Annotated in this window: 17 protein-coding genes; 9 read left to right on the forward strand and 8 right to left on the reverse strand. The window is 36.9% G+C overall.

The genetic code is table 11. The features are described 5' to 3' along the window. The first annotated feature begins 9 nt into the window (after positions 1–9). Positions 10–345 (forward strand): dihydroneopterin aldolase, encoded by a 336-nt coding sequence (locus M9892_10645; GenBank protein MCO5254809.1) that lies wholly within the window; start codon positions 10–12, stop codon positions 343–345. A 5-nt stretch (positions 346–350) separates the two neighbouring features. Continuing rightward, on the forward strand, positions 351–1202 hold the full coding sequence (locus M9892_10650; GenBank protein ID MCO5254810.1) for an alpha/beta fold hydrolase: 852 nt from the start codon (positions 351–353) through the stop codon (positions 1200–1202). Positions 1203–1211: 9 nt separating this feature from the next. Here M9892_10650 and M9892_10655 read toward each other — a convergent pair whose 3' ends face one another. Next, positions 1212–2096: a hypothetical protein gene (locus M9892_10655; GenBank protein MCO5254811.1), complete on the reverse strand. Its 885-nt coding sequence runs from the start codon at positions 2094–2096 to the stop codon at positions 1212–1214. Between the two features lie 103 nt (positions 2097–2199). Continuing rightward, on the reverse strand, positions 2200–2439 hold the full coding sequence (locus tag M9892_10660; GenBank protein MCO5254812.1) for a cytochrome b5: 240 nt from the start codon (positions 2437–2439) through the stop codon (positions 2200–2202). 45 nt (positions 2440–2484) lie between these two features. Here M9892_10660 and M9892_10665 point away from each other — a divergent pair, with 45 nt between their 5' ends. Beyond that, positions 2485–3612 carry a HAMP domain-containing histidine kinase gene (locus M9892_10665; protein MCO5254813.1) on the forward strand — a complete coding sequence of 376 codons (1128 nt, stop codon included), beginning with the start codon at positions 2485–2487 and terminating at the stop codon, positions 3610–3612. 3 nt (positions 3613–3615) lie between these two features. Beyond that, complete coding sequence (locus tag M9892_10670) at positions 3616–4317, forward strand: response regulator transcription factor (GenBank protein MCO5254814.1); 702 nt, start codon at positions 3616–3618, stop codon at positions 4315–4317. A gap of 36 nt (positions 4318–4353) precedes the next feature. Here M9892_10670 and M9892_10675 read toward each other — a convergent pair whose 3' ends face one another. Both M9892_10675 and M9892_10680 read right to left on the reverse strand, forming a co-directional pair. After that, positions 4354–5256, reverse strand: coding sequence for a DMT family transporter (locus tag M9892_10675; GenBank protein MCO5254815.1), 903 nt, complete (start codon positions 5254–5256; stop codon positions 4354–4356). Between the two features lie 5 nt (positions 5257–5261). Beyond that, entirely contained in the window at positions 5262–5789 is a 528-nt protein-coding gene (locus M9892_10680) for a hypothetical protein (protein MCO5254816.1), read from the reverse strand. A 94-nt stretch (positions 5790–5883) separates the two neighbouring features. On the opposite strand from M9892_10680, the gene ruvB reads away from it, so the two are divergent. The 3 genes from ruvB to secDF all read left to right on the forward strand — a co-directional run bounded on the left by ruvB (position 5884) and on the right by secDF (position 11297). Further along, positions 5884–6909, forward strand: a complete 1026-nt coding sequence (gene ruvB / locus M9892_10685; GenBank protein ID MCO5254817.1) for a Holliday junction branch migration DNA helicase RuvB — start codon at positions 5884–5886, stop codon at positions 6907–6909. A gap of 113 nt (positions 6910–7022) precedes the next feature. Further along, positions 7023–8144, forward strand: a complete 1122-nt coding sequence (dnaN, locus tag M9892_10690) for a DNA polymerase III subunit beta (protein MCO5254818.1) — start codon at positions 7023–7025, stop codon at positions 8142–8144. Between the two features lie 141 nt (positions 8145–8285). Next, positions 8286–11297 (forward strand): protein translocase subunit SecDF, encoded by a 3012-nt coding sequence (gene secDF / locus M9892_10695; GenBank protein MCO5254819.1) that lies wholly within the window; start codon positions 8286–8288, stop codon positions 11295–11297. 58 nt (positions 11298–11355) lie between these two features. On the opposite strand, the gene M9892_10700 is transcribed toward secDF, so the two are convergent. Continuing rightward, positions 11356–12444, reverse strand: coding sequence for an acyltransferase (locus tag M9892_10700; GenBank protein ID MCO5254820.1), 1089 nt, complete (start codon positions 12442–12444; stop codon positions 11356–11358). A gap of 120 nt (positions 12445–12564) precedes the next feature. Here M9892_10700 and M9892_10705 point away from each other — a divergent pair, with 120 nt between their 5' ends. Together M9892_10705 and M9892_10710 are read left to right on the forward strand one after the other, a co-directional pair. After that, a complete protein-coding gene (locus M9892_10705; GenBank protein ID MCO5254821.1) occupies positions 12565–13926 on the forward strand; it encodes a sigma-54 dependent transcriptional regulator in 1362 nt (453 codons plus the stop codon). A gap of 14 nt (positions 13927–13940) precedes the next feature. After that, positions 13941–14918, forward strand: a complete 978-nt coding sequence (locus M9892_10710; protein MCO5254822.1) for an L-threonylcarbamoyladenylate synthase — start codon at positions 13941–13943, stop codon at positions 14916–14918. 14 nt (positions 14919–14932) lie between these two features. Here the strand turns inward: M9892_10710 and M9892_10715 are convergent, their stop codons facing one another. The 3 genes from M9892_10715 to M9892_10725 form a co-directional block, all read right to left on the reverse strand. After that, entirely contained in the window at positions 14933–17671 is a 2739-nt protein-coding gene (locus tag M9892_10715; GenBank protein ID MCO5254823.1) for a PKD domain-containing protein, read from the reverse strand. A 151-nt stretch (positions 17672–17822) separates the two neighbouring features. Continuing rightward, positions 17823–19205: a tyrosine phenol-lyase gene (locus tag M9892_10720; GenBank protein MCO5254824.1), complete on the reverse strand. Its 1383-nt coding sequence runs from the start codon at positions 19203–19205 to the stop codon at positions 17823–17825. Positions 19206–19336: 131 nt separating this feature from the next. Continuing rightward, the gene (locus M9892_10725; protein MCO5254825.1) at positions 19337–20134 is read right to left on the reverse strand and encodes an inositol monophosphatase; all 798 of its coding nucleotides are present in this window, start codon (positions 20132–20134) and stop codon (positions 19337–19339) included. Between the last annotated feature and the right edge of the window lie 7 nt (positions 20135–20141).

Below are 20141 nucleotides of genomic sequence, written 5' to 3' on the forward strand. Positions count from 1 at the left end.
CTACAAGACATGTACACGGTTTTTGCAGAAGGAATTGAAGTGGTCAAAAAAGCAGGTGTCTATACTGAAGAATCCTTGGTGGAGAATATTTTTAAAGTAGATATCAAATTGATTTTTGACAAGCAACCGGAGAAAATTCCTGATTATGAGGTTCTTTGTGATATGGTGATTGCCAATGCGCATAAAGGATTTACTTGGATTGAAGAATGGGCGGACAAAATTTATAAAGAATTATCTCAACACTACGCTGGTAGCAGAGCTCAAATCAGAATAAAGAAAATTAATCCTGCATTTGCTGCGAAGTTTGTTGATGCAGTAGGAATTGAGTTTGAAAAAGAATTATAAAAACAATGATACAAGAAAAAGAGATACTAAGAAATGTTAGGGTAAAAGGTGCAGAAGGCAAAATCATACTGCTGGATTTGTTTATTCCCAAAGGAAATCAAAGGTTTCCTTTGCTGGTTTTTGTGCATGGTTTCAAAGGATTTAAAGATTGGGGACATTTTAATTGGCTTGCCGAACAATTTATGCAATATGGAATTGCTTTTTGTAAATTCAATTTTTCGCATGGTGGTGTAAATCCGGACAATCCCACAGATATCACCGACTTTGAAACTTTTGGACAAAATAATTATTCCAAAGAAATTAAAGATTTGGGACTTGTATTAGACTATTTACAGAACTGCGAACAGAAATCGCGTTTGGAAACAGGTAATATTTCTGTTGTGGGACACAGCAGGGGAGGCGCAACGGCAGTCTTGAGAGCGGTTGAAGACAACAGAATCAAGAAATTGATATTGTGGGCTTCGCCTTTTAATCTCGGCAGATTGTTCAGACCTGCAACCATTGAACAATTAGAAAAAGAAGGTAAAGTTTGGGTGGAAAATAAACGAACCGGTGATGTATATCCTTTGTACAAACAGTTCTATGACGATTTTATGAAAAACAAAGACCGCTTGGATATCCCCAAAAACATACTCAAAATATCCATACCTATATTACTCATTCATGGAGATAAAGATGAAACAGTTGATTTGAGTGAATCTGAGCAATATTATGATGCAATCCCACATTCTATCCTCATCCGTATGGATGGAGCCGGACATACGTTTGGTGCAACACATCCCTTTGATCTGGATACTTGTAATGATATTGAGATGCTCAACGAAGTGGTTGAGAATACTGCTGAGTTTATTTTGTAAAATTGAGTTCTATTTGCTCACATTGACATGAGCATGCTTTTGTTTTCTTTGGAATTTGGGACTGATAATAAAGAAAACAAAGAGTGCTGCAAATGCAATAAAGAATAATGAAACTTGCCACCAATATTCAAGCGGATGAACCCAAATTTCCTTAAATAAATCCCATCTGCCAATCACTTCAATAAAATTCCAAAAAATAATCACTGTAGGAATAGCATAGCGTATGGCATAGTCAAAACTTTGAATCTTGATAAGTTTTGCAATTAGATATATAGACCAAAGAAGCGAGCCAAAACCTACAATAAAAGTAGCCGGATGTCTGTCACCAGCAATTTGTTCGTCATACACAACGAGTAAAAGAATATAGAAAAACCACAAAATCATGATAGATTCGCTAAATGTAGAAACTGCAAGAGGTTTCTTGAATCCACTTTGAGACAATACGATTTTGTCTCTGAATCTGAAATATTTCTGAAACCAAATAAAGAATGTACAATTGTTTCGGGAGAACAAATAAAACAGGCATACAGTTAAAAGCAAGCCGATTGAAGATAACATAACTAAATACTCAGGTTTGGTAGCAATTTCACCTGCTTCCATTAGAGGGGCAACATTGTTTTTTTCAGCAATCCAGACAAAAGAAAATTCTATCCACCCTGTCCATACCAAAATACCTCCCACCAAGCCCATTAACGTTGCAAATGTGGGTTTGGAGTCTTTAAATATTCCTATAATAAATATGACTACACCTAATATGCCCATCAAGAATGCCCCTAAATATTTATGTCCCACAAGAATCTGCTCGTTTAACACCATTAATGCGTGTCCGATTGGCATCAGCAACAATACAATGATAAAAGCAAATACACCATTTCTCAGCCCTATTATGTTCATTTCTTCTTTTTTTGAGTGCGCAAATATATTCATTATTAAGATTCAGTCTAAATAAAAATGCTGCAAAAAGAAAGAAACTTTAATCGGTATAAAGTCTTCTATTCTATACCAATTTGCCAATAATTTTAAACTTGTCAAACACCCAAACCGAATGAGGCGCGTCTTTTAGTTCCGCTGTCAAATCTTGTCCTGCCCAATGCTCATAATGTTTGCCGTTGCGCCATAATCTACTACTGCTTACATCATAAATTAAACCTTTATATGCAATCCAGATTTCAGGTTTGTCTTGTCCATTACGCAATGCGAGTTGTCTTTTTGAATATTCGGGTAGTGCGGATTCCATTATTTGATGTATTTGGTGCAATTTTGAAAACTCAAATTTGAGGGTGTGAAAGTAAAAGTTATACTCGTATTAGTAATCATCTATTTGGCAGGTGCTTTTAGTTGGTGGACTTATTCTCTGTTAAGTCTGAGTAAATCTGATTATGAATTTGCAAATGACAACATGATTTTGAAAGCAAGATGGATTGAAAATGAAATTTTGCATAACACAGCAATGTTTTACAGCAATGACGGAGAAAGAATTTATTTTGGAAAATCATTGGAGACCCTTGATACAACTTTACTCAATAAATATGTAAAAACAAGTTATCACAACGAATATGAGATTAGCTATTTGCCTTATCTCACCGGAGTTAAGATTCAGGTTGAGGCATCTCGACAATTACGCAACAAAACGTTCCGTGAGTATCAAATCAGACGTAGAGCATATATTTCAGAATCTGTTTTCTTTATGTTGTTGATGATAGCCGGTTTCATCTGGATTTTTGCCAGCGTTGACAAGATTATTAACCTGAACAAATTGCAAAAAAACTTTATGTTGGCGGTAACCCATGAGCTAAAAACCCCTGTTGCTGCACTCAAACTGATGATGCAAACCTTGGTTAAGCACAATTTGGAAGAATCAAAACGGAAAGAGGTTATAAATAAATCAGAACAAAGTACAGATAGACTTGCTAACTTGATTGACGAGTTATTGCTTGCAATCAAGGTGGAACACAAAGAATTAAAAACTTATTTTGATTGGGTTGAATTGGATAAACTCATTCGGGAACTCACACAAGAATTTAGTTCACAGCCTAATTTTAAAGGCTCAATTACCCTTAATACGGATAAGGAGCTTACAATTTGGGGGGATTATCTTTCACTCAAAACTTGTTTCAAAAATATAATTGAAAATGCGGTCAAATATGCCGGTTCACCACTTGAATTAGTAATTAGTATTGATTCCTATGAACGGACAGTCAGTTTTGCAGATCAAGGTCCGGGCATACCTACGCGGGAGAGACGCAAGATTTTCAGACAGTTTTACAGAATTGGAGATGAGAATGTAAGAACAACCAAGGGGACAGGTTTAGGATTGTTTTTGGTAAAAAATCTTCTGAAAATTCATAAAGCCAATATCAAAGTTCTAACTAATTCGCCCAAGGGAACAATATTCAGAATCAAATTTTAGACAATGAAAGATAGAATTCTATTAGTAGAAGACGAAGAAGATATCCGTGATATGATAGTATTAAACCTTGAAATGGAAGGTTATCATGTTACCTCAAGTGGTGATGGTACAGAAGCACTTCGGATTTTTGGAAATCAGAAATTTGATTTGTTAATTCTTGATGTGATGCTTCCCGGCAAAGACGGATTGAGTTTGTGCGAAGCCATTCGATTGCGTGACAGAAATGTTCCTGTATTGTTTTTGTCTGCCAAAGGTAGTGCAGAAGACAGAATTGCCGGCTTACGAATGGGAGGAGATGATTATTTACCTAAGCCTTTTAATCTGGAAGAATTACTGCTGAGAGTTATGAAACTCTTGAGCAGACGAAGTCGTAAATCAGTAGAAGATGGAAAAGCACCTGCTGTTTTCCGCTTCTGCAATGAAGGATGTTTTATCAACTTTAACAGCTTTGAAGCCGGTGGGGTTAACGGTGCCATTAAACTCACTCAAAAAGAGGCACAATTATTAAAACTATTAGTGGACAATGAAGGGGAGGTAGTTAGCAGGACAAGAATTCTTGAAACCGTTTGGGGCTATAATGTATATCCCTCCACCCGTACAATTGATAATTTTATTCTTGCTTTTCGCAAATATTTTGAAGAAGACCCGCGTCATCCACATCATTTTATTTCTGTTCGGGGAGTTGGGTATATGTTTCAGAAATAAGATTCAACCAAGTCATTGTTCAATCACAATGGATACTTAGTGATTACTCTCAACAATCAATTTCTTGTCTTTTACTAAGGGATGAATGATAACCGTAATTAAAATAATAGCTACACCCCAATAAAACTCAGCATTCAGCATTTGGTTTTCGTTGAACAAAATGACTGCCCAAAGAATACCGTATATTGGTTCCAGATTGATAGCAATATTCGCAGTAAAAGCACTGATACTGCGAAGTGCCTGCAAGTTAAGCGCAAAAGCAATATTGGTACAAAAAAAAGCAAATAAAAGCATCAGAATCAGGTCGTTGGCAGAATTTATAGGTTCAAATGAAGCAGGAAAAAATAGGAAGAAAACGGATAGAAATACAAATCCGCTTGTAAGTTCTACGAAAGTCATTGGAACTGGCTTTGAATCTTTAGCATATCGTGCATTTAGACTGGTGAATATAGCCGCAATTACGCTAGAAAGTACCCCCAAAATAAAAGCTAGATTAAATTGTGCCGGTGGAATAGAATTTTGTTCCGATGTCTTGAAAATAATGCTTATTCCTCCAAAAGCCAAAATGCCGATGAGATTATCCAACATTCTGAATTTCTTTTTGGTAATCAAAGGCTCGATATAAGATGTAAAAGTAGCCGTCAACCCAAAGCAGGCAAGAGTAAGCGAAACACTGTTTGCAACTTTGATTGAAGCATAAAAAGTAATCCAGTGTAATGCAACCAAGAAGCCAATCCCAATGTATATTTTGAGTTGTTTTTTGCTCAGTGCTTTGAGTTGTTTGAAAAAATGCGGAAAAAGCAGAAATATCAATGAGCTGAGTAATATTCGCCACCATACAAGGCTATAAGCATTGAGGGAGATTAGTTTGCCCAATATAGGTGTAAATCCGAAGAGGAAAACAGAAGTATGAAGCGCAATAAAAGGGTTTTTTTTCATGCAATTTAGTGGATGTCAAGTTCCTCCATTAAGTCCATCCACTCAGACAAGTCAGTCATGCCCGGTTCTGTTTCTTTTCTGCCTCCCGACAAAGCAATTCCATAAGGCTGCATTAGCTTGATAAAATCTGAACTTTTAGTGGAATTTTCTATTTCATAAAACACATTGTGTTGAATCGCTGTTGTGTCAGTTAATAGTTTAGAGCGAGTATATTGTGCCATAGGACTATCGCCTTTTACCGTAATTAGTTTATATAAACGGCTCAAAGCTTCAATATCGGGATGATCGGCAGGTATTTCAATCCATTCAATTTGCAAACTATCTAAAGATTTTTGGATAGAACTGATGGGTTCATATAAAAACTGAGCCACCTTTTCGGCACCGGACAACCATGCGCGAATTTTGATATAATCAATAGGGCTAATATGATGAGGCGAGTGTGTGGAAAACGAAAATCCCATAAACTTAGGATGTGTAGAAGCCGCAAATCGTGCTTCGGCAAGGCTTACAAGAGAGTGAAAATAAAGTTCCATTGACGGTTGCAAAAGTAATTTAAAAAAACACCAAAGGAAAATAGTGAATAAGTCAGTATAGGTAGAATGGTTTAATTCATAATTTTGACCCTCGATGTCGAACCCATTTTTGAGAACTGACAATGAGTTGATGAGTGCTACTGAAAAAGAAGTAGAAAAAGCACTGCGTCCTTTAAGTTTTGCTGATTTTACAGGGCAGGCAGCCACTATTTCCAATCTTGAAGTATTTGTGGGAGCTGCAAAAAAACGTGGAGAAGCGTTAGACCATGTATTACTTCACGGACCACCCGGATTAGGAAAAACCACATTAGCTCATATTATTTGTAAAGAATTAGGCACTAATCTCAAAATGACCTCAGGTCCTGTGCTTGAGAAACCGGGTGATTTGGCGGGGTTGCTTACTAACCTTGAAAAAGGCGATGTGTTATTTATAGATGAAATTCATAGACTAAGCCCCGTTGTTGAAGAGTATCTCTATTCGGCAATGGAAGATTATAGAATTGATATTATGTTGGACAGCGGTCCAAGTGCGCGTTCTGTGCAAATTTCCATCGAACCCTTTACACTCATTGGAGCTACAACTCGTTCAGGACTGCTTACGTCCCCCTTACGTGCCCGTTTTGGAATCACTTCTCGATTAGAATATTATGATTCAGAACTATTGACGAAAATTATCACCCGTTCCGCGCATTTGCTCAAGGTTTCTATTGAAAAAGATGCTGCAGTAGAAATCGCCAAAAGAAGTCGTGGCACTCCGCGAGTGGCTAATTCTTTGCTTCGAAGGACAAGAGATTTTGCAGAAATAAAAGGAGATGGAAAAATTACCCTAAAAATAGCAGAGTTAGCACTCAAAGCGCTGAATGTTGATGACTTTGGATTAGATGAAATGGACAATAAAATCTTAAGCACTATTATCCAAAAATTCAAGGGAGGTCCGGTTGGACTGACTACAATAGCAACTGCGGTAGGAGAGGATGCCGGCACGATAGAAGAGGTTTACGAACCTTTTTTAATTATGCAAGGATTTTTGGTAAGAACTCCCAGAGGTCGCGAGGCTACTATTAACGCATACAAGCATTTGGGTATAGTCAAAAACAACAATACTGATACCTTGTTTTGACCCTATTTATATGGCAGAAAATGTGAATAAGTGTTGTTTGGTTGCATATATAATATGCTAATAAAAATAATAGGTTTGCAGACTAGTAAAATCAGCAATAAATCCTACTCATTATGAAATTCATAGTACCTTCAAGTGTCTTGTTACAAAAATTGCAATCCGTAAACGGAGCAATTCTGTCTAAGCCCGTCATTCCTGCGATCGAAAACTTTTATTTTAATCTTGCCGGAGGAAAACTGGCTGTAACCACTACGGATTTAGAAACTTATATGCAAGAAACCTTGGATGTGCAATCTTCTGAGGATGTAAAAGTGTGTGTACCGGCCAAATCTACTATTGATATATTACGTGAATTCAGTGAACAACCGCTTAATTTTACAGTGAATACCGATAATAATAGCATTGAGCTTAGTACCACATCAGGTCGTTATAAATTACCCGGAGAATCAGCTGAAGAATTTCCCGAAGTTCCGGAGATGGAAATAAGCAACAGTTTTTCAATCCCCGCCAATATTCTTATCAGAGGTATCAACAAAACCTTGTTTGCAACCGGAACCGATGAATTGAGACTTGCGCTCACCGGAGTATATTTTGAAATCAGCAATGATAGTTTAAACCTTGTCGCCACTGACGCCAATAGGCTTGTTAAATACACTAATAATGAAGTAGCTCCGGGTTTTAATGGAAATTTCATTCTTCCTAAAAAATCTTTAAACTTACTAAAATCAAGTTTGCCCAATGACAATAGTGCTGTAACAGTGAATATCAGTGATTCAAACGTGAGATTTACTTGTGGCAGTTTGGTATTGACAACCCGTATAATGGATGAAAAATTCCCTGATTACAAAATGGTTGTCCCTCAAGACAATAACAATATACTGACTATTTCACGCCAAGAAGTCCTTAATGCAGTTCGCAGAACTGCTATTTTTGCAAATCAACAAACACATCAAATTAGGTTAAAAGTAGTAGGTAGTCAATTGAGTGCTATGGCAGAAGATACTGAAAAAGAAAGTGAAGCACATGAGGCTTTGGCTTGTGAATATGATGGTGTAGATATGGAAATAGGTTTTAATTCTAAATTTTTGACAGAATTACTTGCCAACCTTGAAAATTCAGAAGTACAGATTAAATTGTCATCTCCCAGCAGAGCAGGATTAATTATACCTAAGGAGAATGAGGCGCATGAAGATATCCTCATGCTTATCATGCCAATGATGCTCAATAATTATTAATCTAATTCAACACTTGATGTGTTATTGTTTTTTTAGCTTGTTTAAGAAACTTGCTAAAACCATCTGAAAATATTTCATGGGTTGAAATTTATGATTATTTTCGCCCACCGTTTTAAAAGTTAAAAATAGTATATCTAAAAGATGAAAAATAAAGGCGCAATAGTATGGTTCACCGCAATTTTGGCGTTGGTTTGTATCTATCAGTTATCGTTTACATTCGTTACTCGTAATGTCGAAAAAAACCAGAAAGAAAGTTCAATTGTTAATGGAAAGTTAGATAATGATTTGTATAGACACAAATTAGACTCCATGAGTCATGTCACCGTTTACAATATAGGAATAGCTTCATATACCTACGCAGAATGTAAAGAAAAAGAATTAAACTTAGGTCTTGACCTTCGTGGCGGTATGAACATTATTTTGGAGGTTTCTTCCGAAGATGTAATCAAAGGTCTTGCCGGTGCCAATGGAGATGATAAAGACTTACTTGCCGCTTTGCTTAAGGCAAAAGAAATGTCAGTACAGAAGGAAGGTGATTTTGTGGACTATTTTGCTCAAAGTTTCAAAGAGATTGCCCCTAACAGAAACTTGGCTTCATTATTTGCTTCAAGAGAAAACAGCGAAGACATCAAATATAACTCAACTGATAGAGATGTTATCAATTTCTTGAAAAAAGAATCAAAACAAGCTTCGGACCGATCCCTCGATGTAATTGAAACTAGGATTAATCAAAGTAATGTTACTCAACCTAACATTCAAAGAGTAGAAGGCGGTCGTATTTCTGTAGAATTACCCGGTGTTGATAATCCCGAGCAAATTCGAAGAATGTTGCAAGAATCTGCTAAACTTGAGTTCTGGGAAGTTTATGGTAACAATCAGAAAAATGAATTTGCCGGTTTCAAAATGATAGATACTGCTAACAATATTTTGAAAGCTAAATATGGAGTGACAGCAGATACAGATACTTCTAAAATTGAAACTGATTCTACACAAACTGACTCTACACAAAATAAAGTAGATGAAAGTTCAGAAGGAGCATTGTTCAGCAAGAATAATCAAGATAAAGATACAAGCAAAGTAGCTTCACAAGATTCTTTGAGTGAAGAAGCTAAATTTAAACAAGAAAACCCCCTTTATACATACCTATATCCTGCCGTTTCTTCTGATGGACAACTATACCCAAGTCCTTATGTGGGTTATGCGAAAAAAGAAAATATGGCAAAAATCGAGGAATTGTTGAACGATCCTGCGGTTAGAAAAGTTTTACCCCGTAATGTTCAATTTGCATGGGGTGCAGAGCCAATGGGCAAAAATAGTGATATCTATGCCTTCTATCTCTTAAAGCCTAATAAACAAGGTAAAGCTGCATTGGGTGGTGATATCATTGTGGATGCTCGTCCTTCAACAAGTCAAACAGGACAAATTGAAATTTCCATGAAGATGAACGATGTAGGAGCCAGAGAGTGGAGGTTGATTACGAAAGCAGCAAGTGTAAATCAAGATTTTATCGCTGTTGTGTTAGATGGTAAAGTATATACAGCACCAACGGTAAACTCTGAGATTCCAAATGGAATGTCAGTAATTACCGGTAGCTTTGATTTGAAAGAAGCACAATTTATATCCAACATATTAAAAGCAGGTAAACTTCCCGCACCTGCAAGAATTGTTGCAGAAGACGTTGTAGGACCTACTTTAGGTCAAGAATCTATCACGCAGGGTACTGTTTCCTTAATTATAGGTTTCTTATCAGTTGTACTTGTAATGTTACTTTATTATGCAAGAGGAGGTTGGACTGCTACTGTTGTGGTGATGCTTAATATGTTCTTTATTGTAGGTATTCTCGCCTCTTATGGTGCAGCATTAACATTGCCCGGTATTGCAGGTTTGATTTTGACAATTGGTATGGCGGTGGATGCTAACGTACTGATATTTGAAAGGATAAAAGAGGAATTGAGGATGGGCAAAACTTTGAAGATTGCTATTCATGACGGTTATAAAGCAGCAATGCCATCCATTTTAGACGGTAATATTACAACACTTTTGGTGGGTATTATCATGCTGTTTTCAGGTGCCGGTCCCGTTTATGGATTTGCTATTATCCTGATTATCGGTATTCTCTCTTCGTTGTTTACATCCATACTTGTAACAAGAGTCATTGTTGATAGAAGGCTCGAAAAACATAGTGACTATAAAATAGCCTTCAGTTATAGTACAATAGGACAAAATTCCAATTTTGACTTTGTCAAAACACGTAAGTATTCTTATATCTTCTCATGGGTGCTCATTGCATCAGGTATAGTAGCAATGGCTATGGGTAATTTGTCTTCAGGAATTGACTTTAAAGGAGGATGGTCGTATCGTGTGCAGTTGGATAAGTCTATACCTTCAGTCAAGATTAAAGATGCTTTGGATCAAAAATTGCCTGGCAGTAGCAATGAAGTAAAAACTATAGGCTCTGATAACAGATATAAAATCGTTACTTCATATATGATTGAATCTACAGACCCTGAAGTGAGCAAGAAAGTACAAGCTGATCTTGTAAATGCTTTGTCTGAGTTTGGATTAACAGATAAGAACATTCTATCCAGTACCAAAGTAGGTGCAACAGTCGCAAGTTCGATTAGATCTACTTCAACAATAATTATTATTATTTCTCTCATTGGAATGGCTTTGTACATTTTTATCCGATTTAAGACCTGGAGTTATAGCTTAGGTGCTATTATAGCAACGATTCATGACGTATTGGCTATCTTCTCTGTTTATGCTCTTTTTGGACCATTTCTTCCGTTCAGTACCGAAATTGACCAAACATTTATTGCTGCGGTATTGACAATCATAGGATATTCAATCAATGATACAGTGGTAGTATTTGACAGGCTGAGAGAATATTTAACCCAAAGGCGTTCGGAGGATGTGCCTACCTTAGTGAATAAAGCCATCAACAGTACCTTAAGTAGAACTATCATGACCGCTTTCACAACTATCATTGTAGTAATTATTCTATTCTTATTTGGCGGTGAAGCATTGAAAGGATTCTCTTTTGTTATTATCATTGGTATTGCGTTCGGTACTTATTCATCCATTTTTGTGGCGACACCTATTATGATGGATATTTCCAGAATACTCAATAAAAGAAAAAAGATTAAAGAATAAGGTTTGGTTGTTTTTTCTTAACGAAAGGTTGTGTTTCTATGCGAGACACAACCTTTTTTTATGAAAGATATTTGTCCCTTAATGTAAGAAATCTACCTTCATAAAACCTGTAAGATAGACTTGCAATCAGAATAGAAATAGAGAGAGCAAGCACAAAGAAAACAATCAACCCGAAATTTGTTTGATAATCATATCCTAATTTATCAAACAATTTACGCAGAGACATAATAACCGGTGTGTGAAAAACATAAAGCCCATAGCTTATTACTCCTAATCTGGACATAAGAGCAGTATTTGAAATAACTAATTTATTATCGCCTTCCATAACACTTGACAAGATACATAAACCGTATATGATAGCGGAAATGGAAATGGCAAAAACACCGAAAAAATCAAACCATAGCTGTTGGAATGTTAAGAAGATTGCAGTTAAAATATACACAGTCAATTTGGACTTATAATTTATTTTACTAATCCGAGGAGCGAAAAGTCCATTCATGTATGCTGCCACTAAGCCTCCAGCAACAAAATAATCTAATGAAGTAATGATTTCAGCACCGTTTATGTGATATTGAGGTAAAAATTGGATGCTTACTGCTCTACTTATAATAGCTAACACCCAAAGTCCTCCAAAAGTTTTAACAAGATGTTTAAGAGGGGTAAAAATGAAAATAAATATCCATAACAAATAAAAATGTTCCTCAATGCACAAAGACCAAAAGACTTGTAACGGAACACCTCTTGGGTAGTTGCCCTCAAATATTGATTTGTAATTTTCTAAAAATAAAAATGAATAGAAAGGTTGAGGTGCATATCCGGCACTTTCTGAAATACCCCAATGCGAAGTGAGTGCAATTCCTAAATAAGCTATAACAACACCCAGAAAATAGAGTGGCCATATTCTTAAAGCCCTGCGCCAGAAAAAGTTCACAGGATTAATTTTGCCATAATTTAATTTTTGTCTTATTAAGATATCGGAGATAAGAAACCCACTCAAAACAAAGAAGATTGAAACACCGGTACCTCCACCTAATTTAAGAAAATTATAGACATGTGCATTATGTCCTTCAGGCAGATGTAGCATAAATACCTTGAAGAATGCAATGAAGCGAATTGCATCAAGTGTTTGATAGCGTTTCTTATTCAATCGAATAGGTTTAAGATGGCAAATTAACAATGTTCTTTTTAATTTTAAACCTATTATACACATAGCAATATAATTGAAGCAAGAAATGCATATTTGCATAATAAAGTATACACTCCAATTATGACAAGAATACTGGTAATAGATGATGAAAAGGCAATCAGAGATACCTTAAAAGAGATTTTAAGTTTTGAAGGATACACAGTCGATTTGGCTGAGAATGGCAAAGAAGGTATTGACACCCTTACAGAGAACTTGTATGATGTTGTTTTGTCAGACATCAAAATGCCGGGAATGGACGGTCTTGAGTTTTTAGCCAAAGCTATGGAAATTGCACCGGATGTACCTGTAATCATGATTTCGGGTCATGGTTCTATTGAAGTTGCCATTGAGTCAGTGAGAAAAGGAGCTTATGATTTTATTACTAAGCCGCCTGACTTAAACAGATTACTTATTACCATTAAGAATGCAATAGACAAGAGCAATTTAGTAGTAGAAACCAAAATTCTTAAACGTAAGGTCTCCAAATCCAAAGATATCATTGGGGAGTCTCCATCCATTCTGAGTATTAAAAACACAATAGCAAAAGTTGCTCCCACAGATGCAAGAGTACTTATTACAGGAGAAAATGGGACAGGCAAAGAACTTGTAGCCAGATGGCTGCACGACATGAGCCACAGGGCAAATGCACCCTTTGTTGAAGTAAATTGTGCGGCAATTCCATCCGAGCTAATCGAGAGTGAGTTGTTTGGACACGAAAAAGGAGCTTTTACCACTGCCATTAAGCAAAGGGTAGGAAAGTTTGAGCAAGCTAATGGAGGGACTTTGTTCTTGGATGAGATTGGCGATATGAGCATGGCTGCACAAGCAAAAATGCTTCGCGCCATTCAAGAAGGTGTTATAACGCGTGTGGGAGGAGAAAAAGGAGTTAAGGTTGACGTGAGAATTGTGGCAGCAACCAATAAAAACCTGAATGATGAAATTGAAAAGGGAAATTTTAGATTAGACCTTTATCATAGGTTGAGTGTGATATTGATACACGTCCCGACACTAAATGAACGCAAAGATGATATTCCTATTCTTGCAGAAAAATTTCTTAAAGAAATTTGTGAAGATTCAGGGTTGCCACTAAAATCTTTTACTGCCGATGCATTGAATGAACTTAAAAATGTGAAGTGGTCCGGAAATATCCGAGAATTAAGAAATGTAATTGAACGTCTTGTCATTCTTTGTGATAAGAAAATAACAGCAGACGATGTGATTAGTTTTTCAAATCCTTCTCAGGTTGTCAAAGGCGTTGAATCTGTTGACATTACCAAATACGATAAGTTCCAAGATTTTAAAGATTATTCAGAGAGAATATTTTTGAACTATATGCTCAATAAAAATGCTTGGAATGTAGCCAAGACAGCCTCTCAGATTGATATCCAAAGGAGTCATCTTTATAATAAAATTGACAAATACGGACTCAAAAGAGGTTCTTAGGTTATAGGCTAATTTTGGAAAAAATAGGGACAGATATTGAATATGCAGCAAACTTATTGCGTACAGGCAAATTAGTAGCTATTCCAACCGAAACCGTTTATGGTCTGGCAGCAAATGCTTTTGATTTAGACGCAGTTGCTTCCATATTTTTCGCCAAAAACCGACCATTTTTTGATCCCTTAATTCTACATTGCGCTAATAAAGAAGCAGCCTTTTCACTCTTTAAAGAATATCCCTCAGAATTTGAAGATTTAGCCAATCAATTTTGGCCAGGTCCATTAACATTGGCAGCACCCAAAACTTCTTTGGTTCCCGATTTGATCACTGCCGGCAGTCCTATTGTTGCAGTAAGAGTGCCGGCACATTCACTAACACTTAATTTAATTCAACAACTTGATTTTCCTTTGGCGGCACCCAGTGCAAACCCTTTTGGTTATGTAAGCCCAACTCAGGCTGAACATGTTTATGCTCAACTTGGTGAAAAGATTGACTATATCTTGGATGGCGGCAGGTGCAATATTGGTATTGAATCCACTATTATAGGATATAAAGATAATACACTACAGTTGTGGAGACTGGGTGGTACCGCTTTGGAAGATATAGAAAGGGTGACGAGTCAAAAACTTGAATATCAAGTTCATAAAAGTTCTAAACCTGATTCTTCAGGGCAGTTAGATAAACATTACAGCCCGGACACAAAGATGTTACTCTTGGATAAATCTGAATTTGTAAAATATGTTCAGACTTTATCAGTTGAAGATAAAATGAATATGGCATTGTTGGCTTATGGCGAAATAGACAAATCAAATCATTTTGGTGAAGTGCTTAATCTATCAACGCTTTCCGATTACAAAGAGGCTGCACACAACTTGTATACATATATCCGTCAATTGGATATAAAAAACTATTCTCAAATCATCGCGCTACGATTGCCCGATGAAGGTCTTGGCAGAGCCATTAATGATCGACTGCAACGCGCAGCTATCAAATAGGACGGGTTATTGATTTACTCTACAGCCATTTTCCAAACATGGTTGTCAATGCTTATAAAATATAAACCATGTGGCAAGTTGTGTTCTACCTTGATGGGAGTCTTTGAGTTCAAATCAATAGTATTTTCAAAAACCAATTGTCCATTCAAAGTAAATATTTTCAACGGAACAAGTCCGGTATTTTGCGAGGATTCAACCATCACGAAATTAAATGAAGGGTTTGGATAGATTTTGAACGTATTTTTATCAATTTGGTGAATAGAAGAGTTATCAACCCAAGGAACATACACGCGATTAATAGTGGTGTCTTTGCATCCGTTTTTGATAGAGGTTAAGATCAATCTGACATCATAATTTCCGGTGTCGCTATATTGGTGAGTGGGTGAAATATCAGTTGCTGTCCCGCCATCTCCAAAACTCCAATCATAGGCATTTCCTGATGTTGTTAAAGGAGTTAATTTGATTTTTTTGTCTTTTAACACATCATAAAAGAAGCCTGAAAAAGGACTTGCATTTACTAAAACAGAAATTTTAGTCATTGGACCTACACAGCCATTATATCGTGTGTTAATGTAATAATCAATATTGCCTAACAATGTGGGAGTTGTGTAGGAATTTCCTAAGGCAAAGGGGATGGTATCGTTTGCGTTCTCGTACCATAAAATATCACCATAAGGAGCTTTAGCATTAAGAGTTGCAAAGCTTTTGCTGCAAATAGTATCGCCTTTCACTAAAGTGAAATCAGGGGGAGTGTTAATTACCGCAGTAACAGGTATGCGACTTGCGGCAACACAATTTCCTGAAAAGGTTTCAATATAGAGAGTAGAGTCTTTGGTAGCACCTTTCATCAGAATCATTGAGTCAGAGCTAATATAATTTCCTCCGCTAAGTTTGTCATACCAATTAAATGAACCATAAGGAACAGATGCTCTAACATAAGCAGTATTGCCAACACAGCCTTGAGAACCTTCAGTCATTGATACATTGGGTGCGTTGTCAACATTGATAGTTGCAATAATTCTAGAACTAGCACAGGAACCATTCCATGCTTCTACAAAGATATTATATGTACCACGTGTGGTCGGTGGGGTATAATTATAGGTAGTTCCGGTTCCTATAGGAGAACCACCGCTCGCTTGATTAAACCATCTGATTATATCGGGTGAAGGAGTTGTGGCGCTTAGGAATACAATAGGAGATGTGCTGCTGCAAACGGTAGTGTCTCCATAATAAATAGGCTCTTGAGGTGCAAAATTAACTCCAACTAATGCTTGAACTTTAACATAGCCCGGACTATAACATGAATAATTGCTTGCTCTTACATAAAAGAATGTATCCGCATTCAGAACCGGAGTTTGATATATATTGCCGGTAAAGAAAGAAGGAATTCCTGTGGTGTCCTTATACCAATTCATGGAGAGGGAACCTGTAGAGATTGCCACCAGTGTAGCTCGTGAGCCGGAGCAAATTGAATCATCTTTTACAGTAGGAGGGGCGGGATATGCATACACAGGAACGCTCACACTGCCGGCATCGCTCAAACAAACACCATTAGAAACTCTAGCATAAAAGCTCGTGGTAGTGTATAAAGCCGGAGTGGTAAGTGTGTCACCAAATGCATAACCGGAGGTGTCGTTTTTGACATCACTTGTCCATCTGACATCAGTTCCATTGGGGGGGGTGATATATAATTGAGTTTTGTTGCCTTCACACATGGTTGAACTTCCCAAAATAGACGGTATGTCCGGCTTTGGATAGATTGTGTATATGGCTGTGTCGTAACACGCACGCAAGTTGGTCCATTGCAAAACTGTTGTTGCTAATCTAACTGTATATGGTTTGGATTGAGAGTAAATTGTTTGCCCATCTACCGTATAATAACCGCTAAATGGACTTCCGTCAACATCATAATTCCACATGTGGCTGTATAACTCTGTATTGTAAAAAGCTCTGTAGTTATAGAATATACTTGAAACAACACTGTTTTTATTTTTGTTTTTAAAATTGACAGTTGTGCCGGTTTTAAAACATTGGTCAACTATTGTGAAATCAGTGGCTAAATCATATTTGACATGAGGATTAATCAGAATATCTGCATCAAAAGGGGTTCCACCTACATTTAAATTACGACCTCTGTACCAAACTCCGTTAATAGAACCTGCATTAAATGACATTCCTTTTCCGTTGTTGTTTGTCCAGTCATTGGCAACTATACCCATGCTTAAGGTGTCGTTTACATCTGTTTCAACAGCAATGATATAGTCAAAACTGATAGAAATAGGAGTGAAGCTAGCGTGTTTTACTATTTTGGTAAGAAGTCCATTGCCAAATGTTGAGTCTAATGTAATGGTGTCACTACGTAGAGGCAAACCACTTGGAAGTGAATCGCTGCCAGCTTTATACAGATTTACATACACCGTAGATTTGAGTGGTGTAGGCGGGTTGCTTGAAATGTACGCATAGAAAGAAGCACCAGAAATTGTCATTTTTTGAGGAGCTCCATAAAACTGAGCTAATCCTCTACCGCTGTTGCCTGTAACAACATACAAGCCCGTAGCATTATTTCTGGCATATTCAACTGTGTCCACTACACATGCAGTGGGAGTAGCCGCGCTTCTTCTGCCCGGGTTGTCATTAGTTATTTTTTGAATATCATCCGAAATTCTTACTTTGTTTGAAGTGATTTGAGCATTCGCCTCAAAATAAAATAAAACAAAAAATGTAAGAAATGAGAGGGTAACGATTCTTTTCATAGTAGTAATTTTGAATTCACAATATTACTCTTTTTTTGAATATAAAGCGTTATTTATAGAAGCTTAACGTTGTGCAATAGCACATAAGAACAAAGAGTTTGAAATCAACATTTCAAACTCTTTGTATTTGGCAATGAAATAATTATTAGAATTACAATCTCTCAAATCTTGCTTGGAAGAATCGGAGGTATTTAGGTTCATAAATCATTTTGAGCCCTGTTGCAGTAGCGCGTTTGTCGTACACTTCTGCAACTGAATATGCTGTGATATCTAAATGTGCTTGTGTATATACCCTTCTTGGGATAGTTAATCTAACAAGTTCAAGAGCCGGAAAATATTCTGCACCGGTTTCTTTATTTCTCCCTGCTGAAACAACCCCTCTTTCCATAGTGCGGACTCCGGAATTAATATAAACATCAGCTGCCAAAGTCTGTGCAGGGTATTGATTTTGTGGAATTTGTGGGTAAAATCTCTTGGCATCTAAAAAGATTGCGTGTCCACCAAATGGCTTAACGACCGGTACATTGTAACTGTCAAGCAGTTCTCCCAAATATCCTACTTGCTCAACACGAGCTTTCATGTGGTCATTATCAACGGCTTCTTCCATTCCCCTTGCCATTGCTTCCATGTCGCGTCCAGCTAATCCTCCATAAGTGTGTAGTCCTTCATATAGAACTACCATGTTGCGTAACTCTTCAAATAAGTCATCGTCATTAACTGCAACAAAACCACCGATATTCACTAACAAGTCTTTTTTGCCACTCATGGTTGCAGCATCTGAATAAGATGCGAATTCTTTTAAAATTTCTGCAACAGATTTATTTTGGTAACCATCCTCTCTTTGTTGTATAAAATAAGCATTTTCCATAGCTCTCGTAGCATCGAGCACTACTTTGATACCGTGTTGATGAGCAAGTTTGTGAACTGCTTTAATATTTTCCATGGATACGGGTTGTCCTCCTGCCATATTCACTGTAGCTCCGATTGTGATATAAGCAATATTGTCAGCCCCTACTTTTTGGATTAGATTGCTGAATTTTTCTAAACAAACATTTCCTTTAAATGGGTGAACAAATTGGGAGTCATGAGCTTCGTCAATTATAACATCCACAAATGTGCCTCCTGCCAACTCTTGGTGTGCGCGAGTAGTTGTAAAATACATATTACCGGGTACATATTGCCCTTTTTTGATGAGACATTGTGAAAGCATGTTCTCAGCTCCTCTTCCTTGGTGTGTGGGCACGAGGTGTTTGTAGCCATAGTATTTTCTTACATTATTTTCTAAATGATAATAGTTCTGGCTGCCTGCATAAGCCTCGTCACCCATCATCATCCCCGCCCACTGATAGTCGCTCATTGCATTGGTGCCGCTATCAGTTAGGAGGTCTATGTAAACATCCTCAGAGCGTAGTAAGAATGTATTATACCCTGCTTCTTTAATAAAAACTTCTCTTTCTTTTTGTGATGTCATTTTCAAGGGTTCTACAACCTTGATCTTGTAGGGCTCTGCCCATGGTCTGCGTTGAAATTTCATGTTCTTTATTAATTTGATTTAATTTTTATTTTAGCGACTAACATGTGTTAGTTTTCGGAGTGCAAAATTACTCATTTGAAATGGATTTAAAAACCATTCAATCTTAATTTATCTACACTTTAAAAAGAGATTTAAGGGTGAAAGTTTGACTTGATTAAATCAATAACTTGTTGGTATATATGAGAATTACATGCAATAATTTCTTTGCCAAATAAATAATCACCTTTACCTTTAAAGTCACATACATGACCGCCTGCTTCATTTACTATACAAGCACCGCCAGCAACATCCCAAGGACTAAGTCCGTACTCAAAAAAACCGTCAAATCTACCACAGGCAGTATAGGCAAGATCAACAGCAGCCGAGCCCATGCGTCTGAGTCCTCGGGTGCTTTTCATTAAATAATCCAATACTTTAAGATATGCATTTATCTTTTCAAAATCATAGTAGGGGAATCCTGTTGCAAGTAATGTGTCCGATAGTTGATTTGTTTGTGTTACCACTATCCTTTGACTATTTAAAAATGCCCCACCGTGTCTATATGAAGAAAACAATTCTTTGCGATTTGGCTCATAAATAACGCCCAAAACTGGATGGTTGTTTTGAACAAGACCAATACTAATGCAATATATGGGTAAACCATGTACAAAGTTAGTTGTGCCATCTAAAGGGTCAATAATCCAAGTATATTCTTTCTTAGTTGTATTCTCGGGGTTGGTTTCTTCTCCTATAAAACCGGCTTCCGGAAAAATAGTGGACAAACCATGAATAAGTTGTTTTTCTGCTTCTAAATCAACATAACTAACTAATTGATTAGGACTTTTTATTTGGGTAGCTTTGGCGTTGAATGTTTTTTGTTCGGTTTCAATAAACGAACCTGTCTCCAATACCAGAGATTTGACATCTTTCAATATTTCTTGAAGCTGCATGTTGGCA

The organism is Bacteroidota bacterium, assembly GCA_023957335.1.
Lineage (GTDB): Bacteria > Bacteroidota > Bacteroidia > NS11-12g > UBA955 > JALOAG01.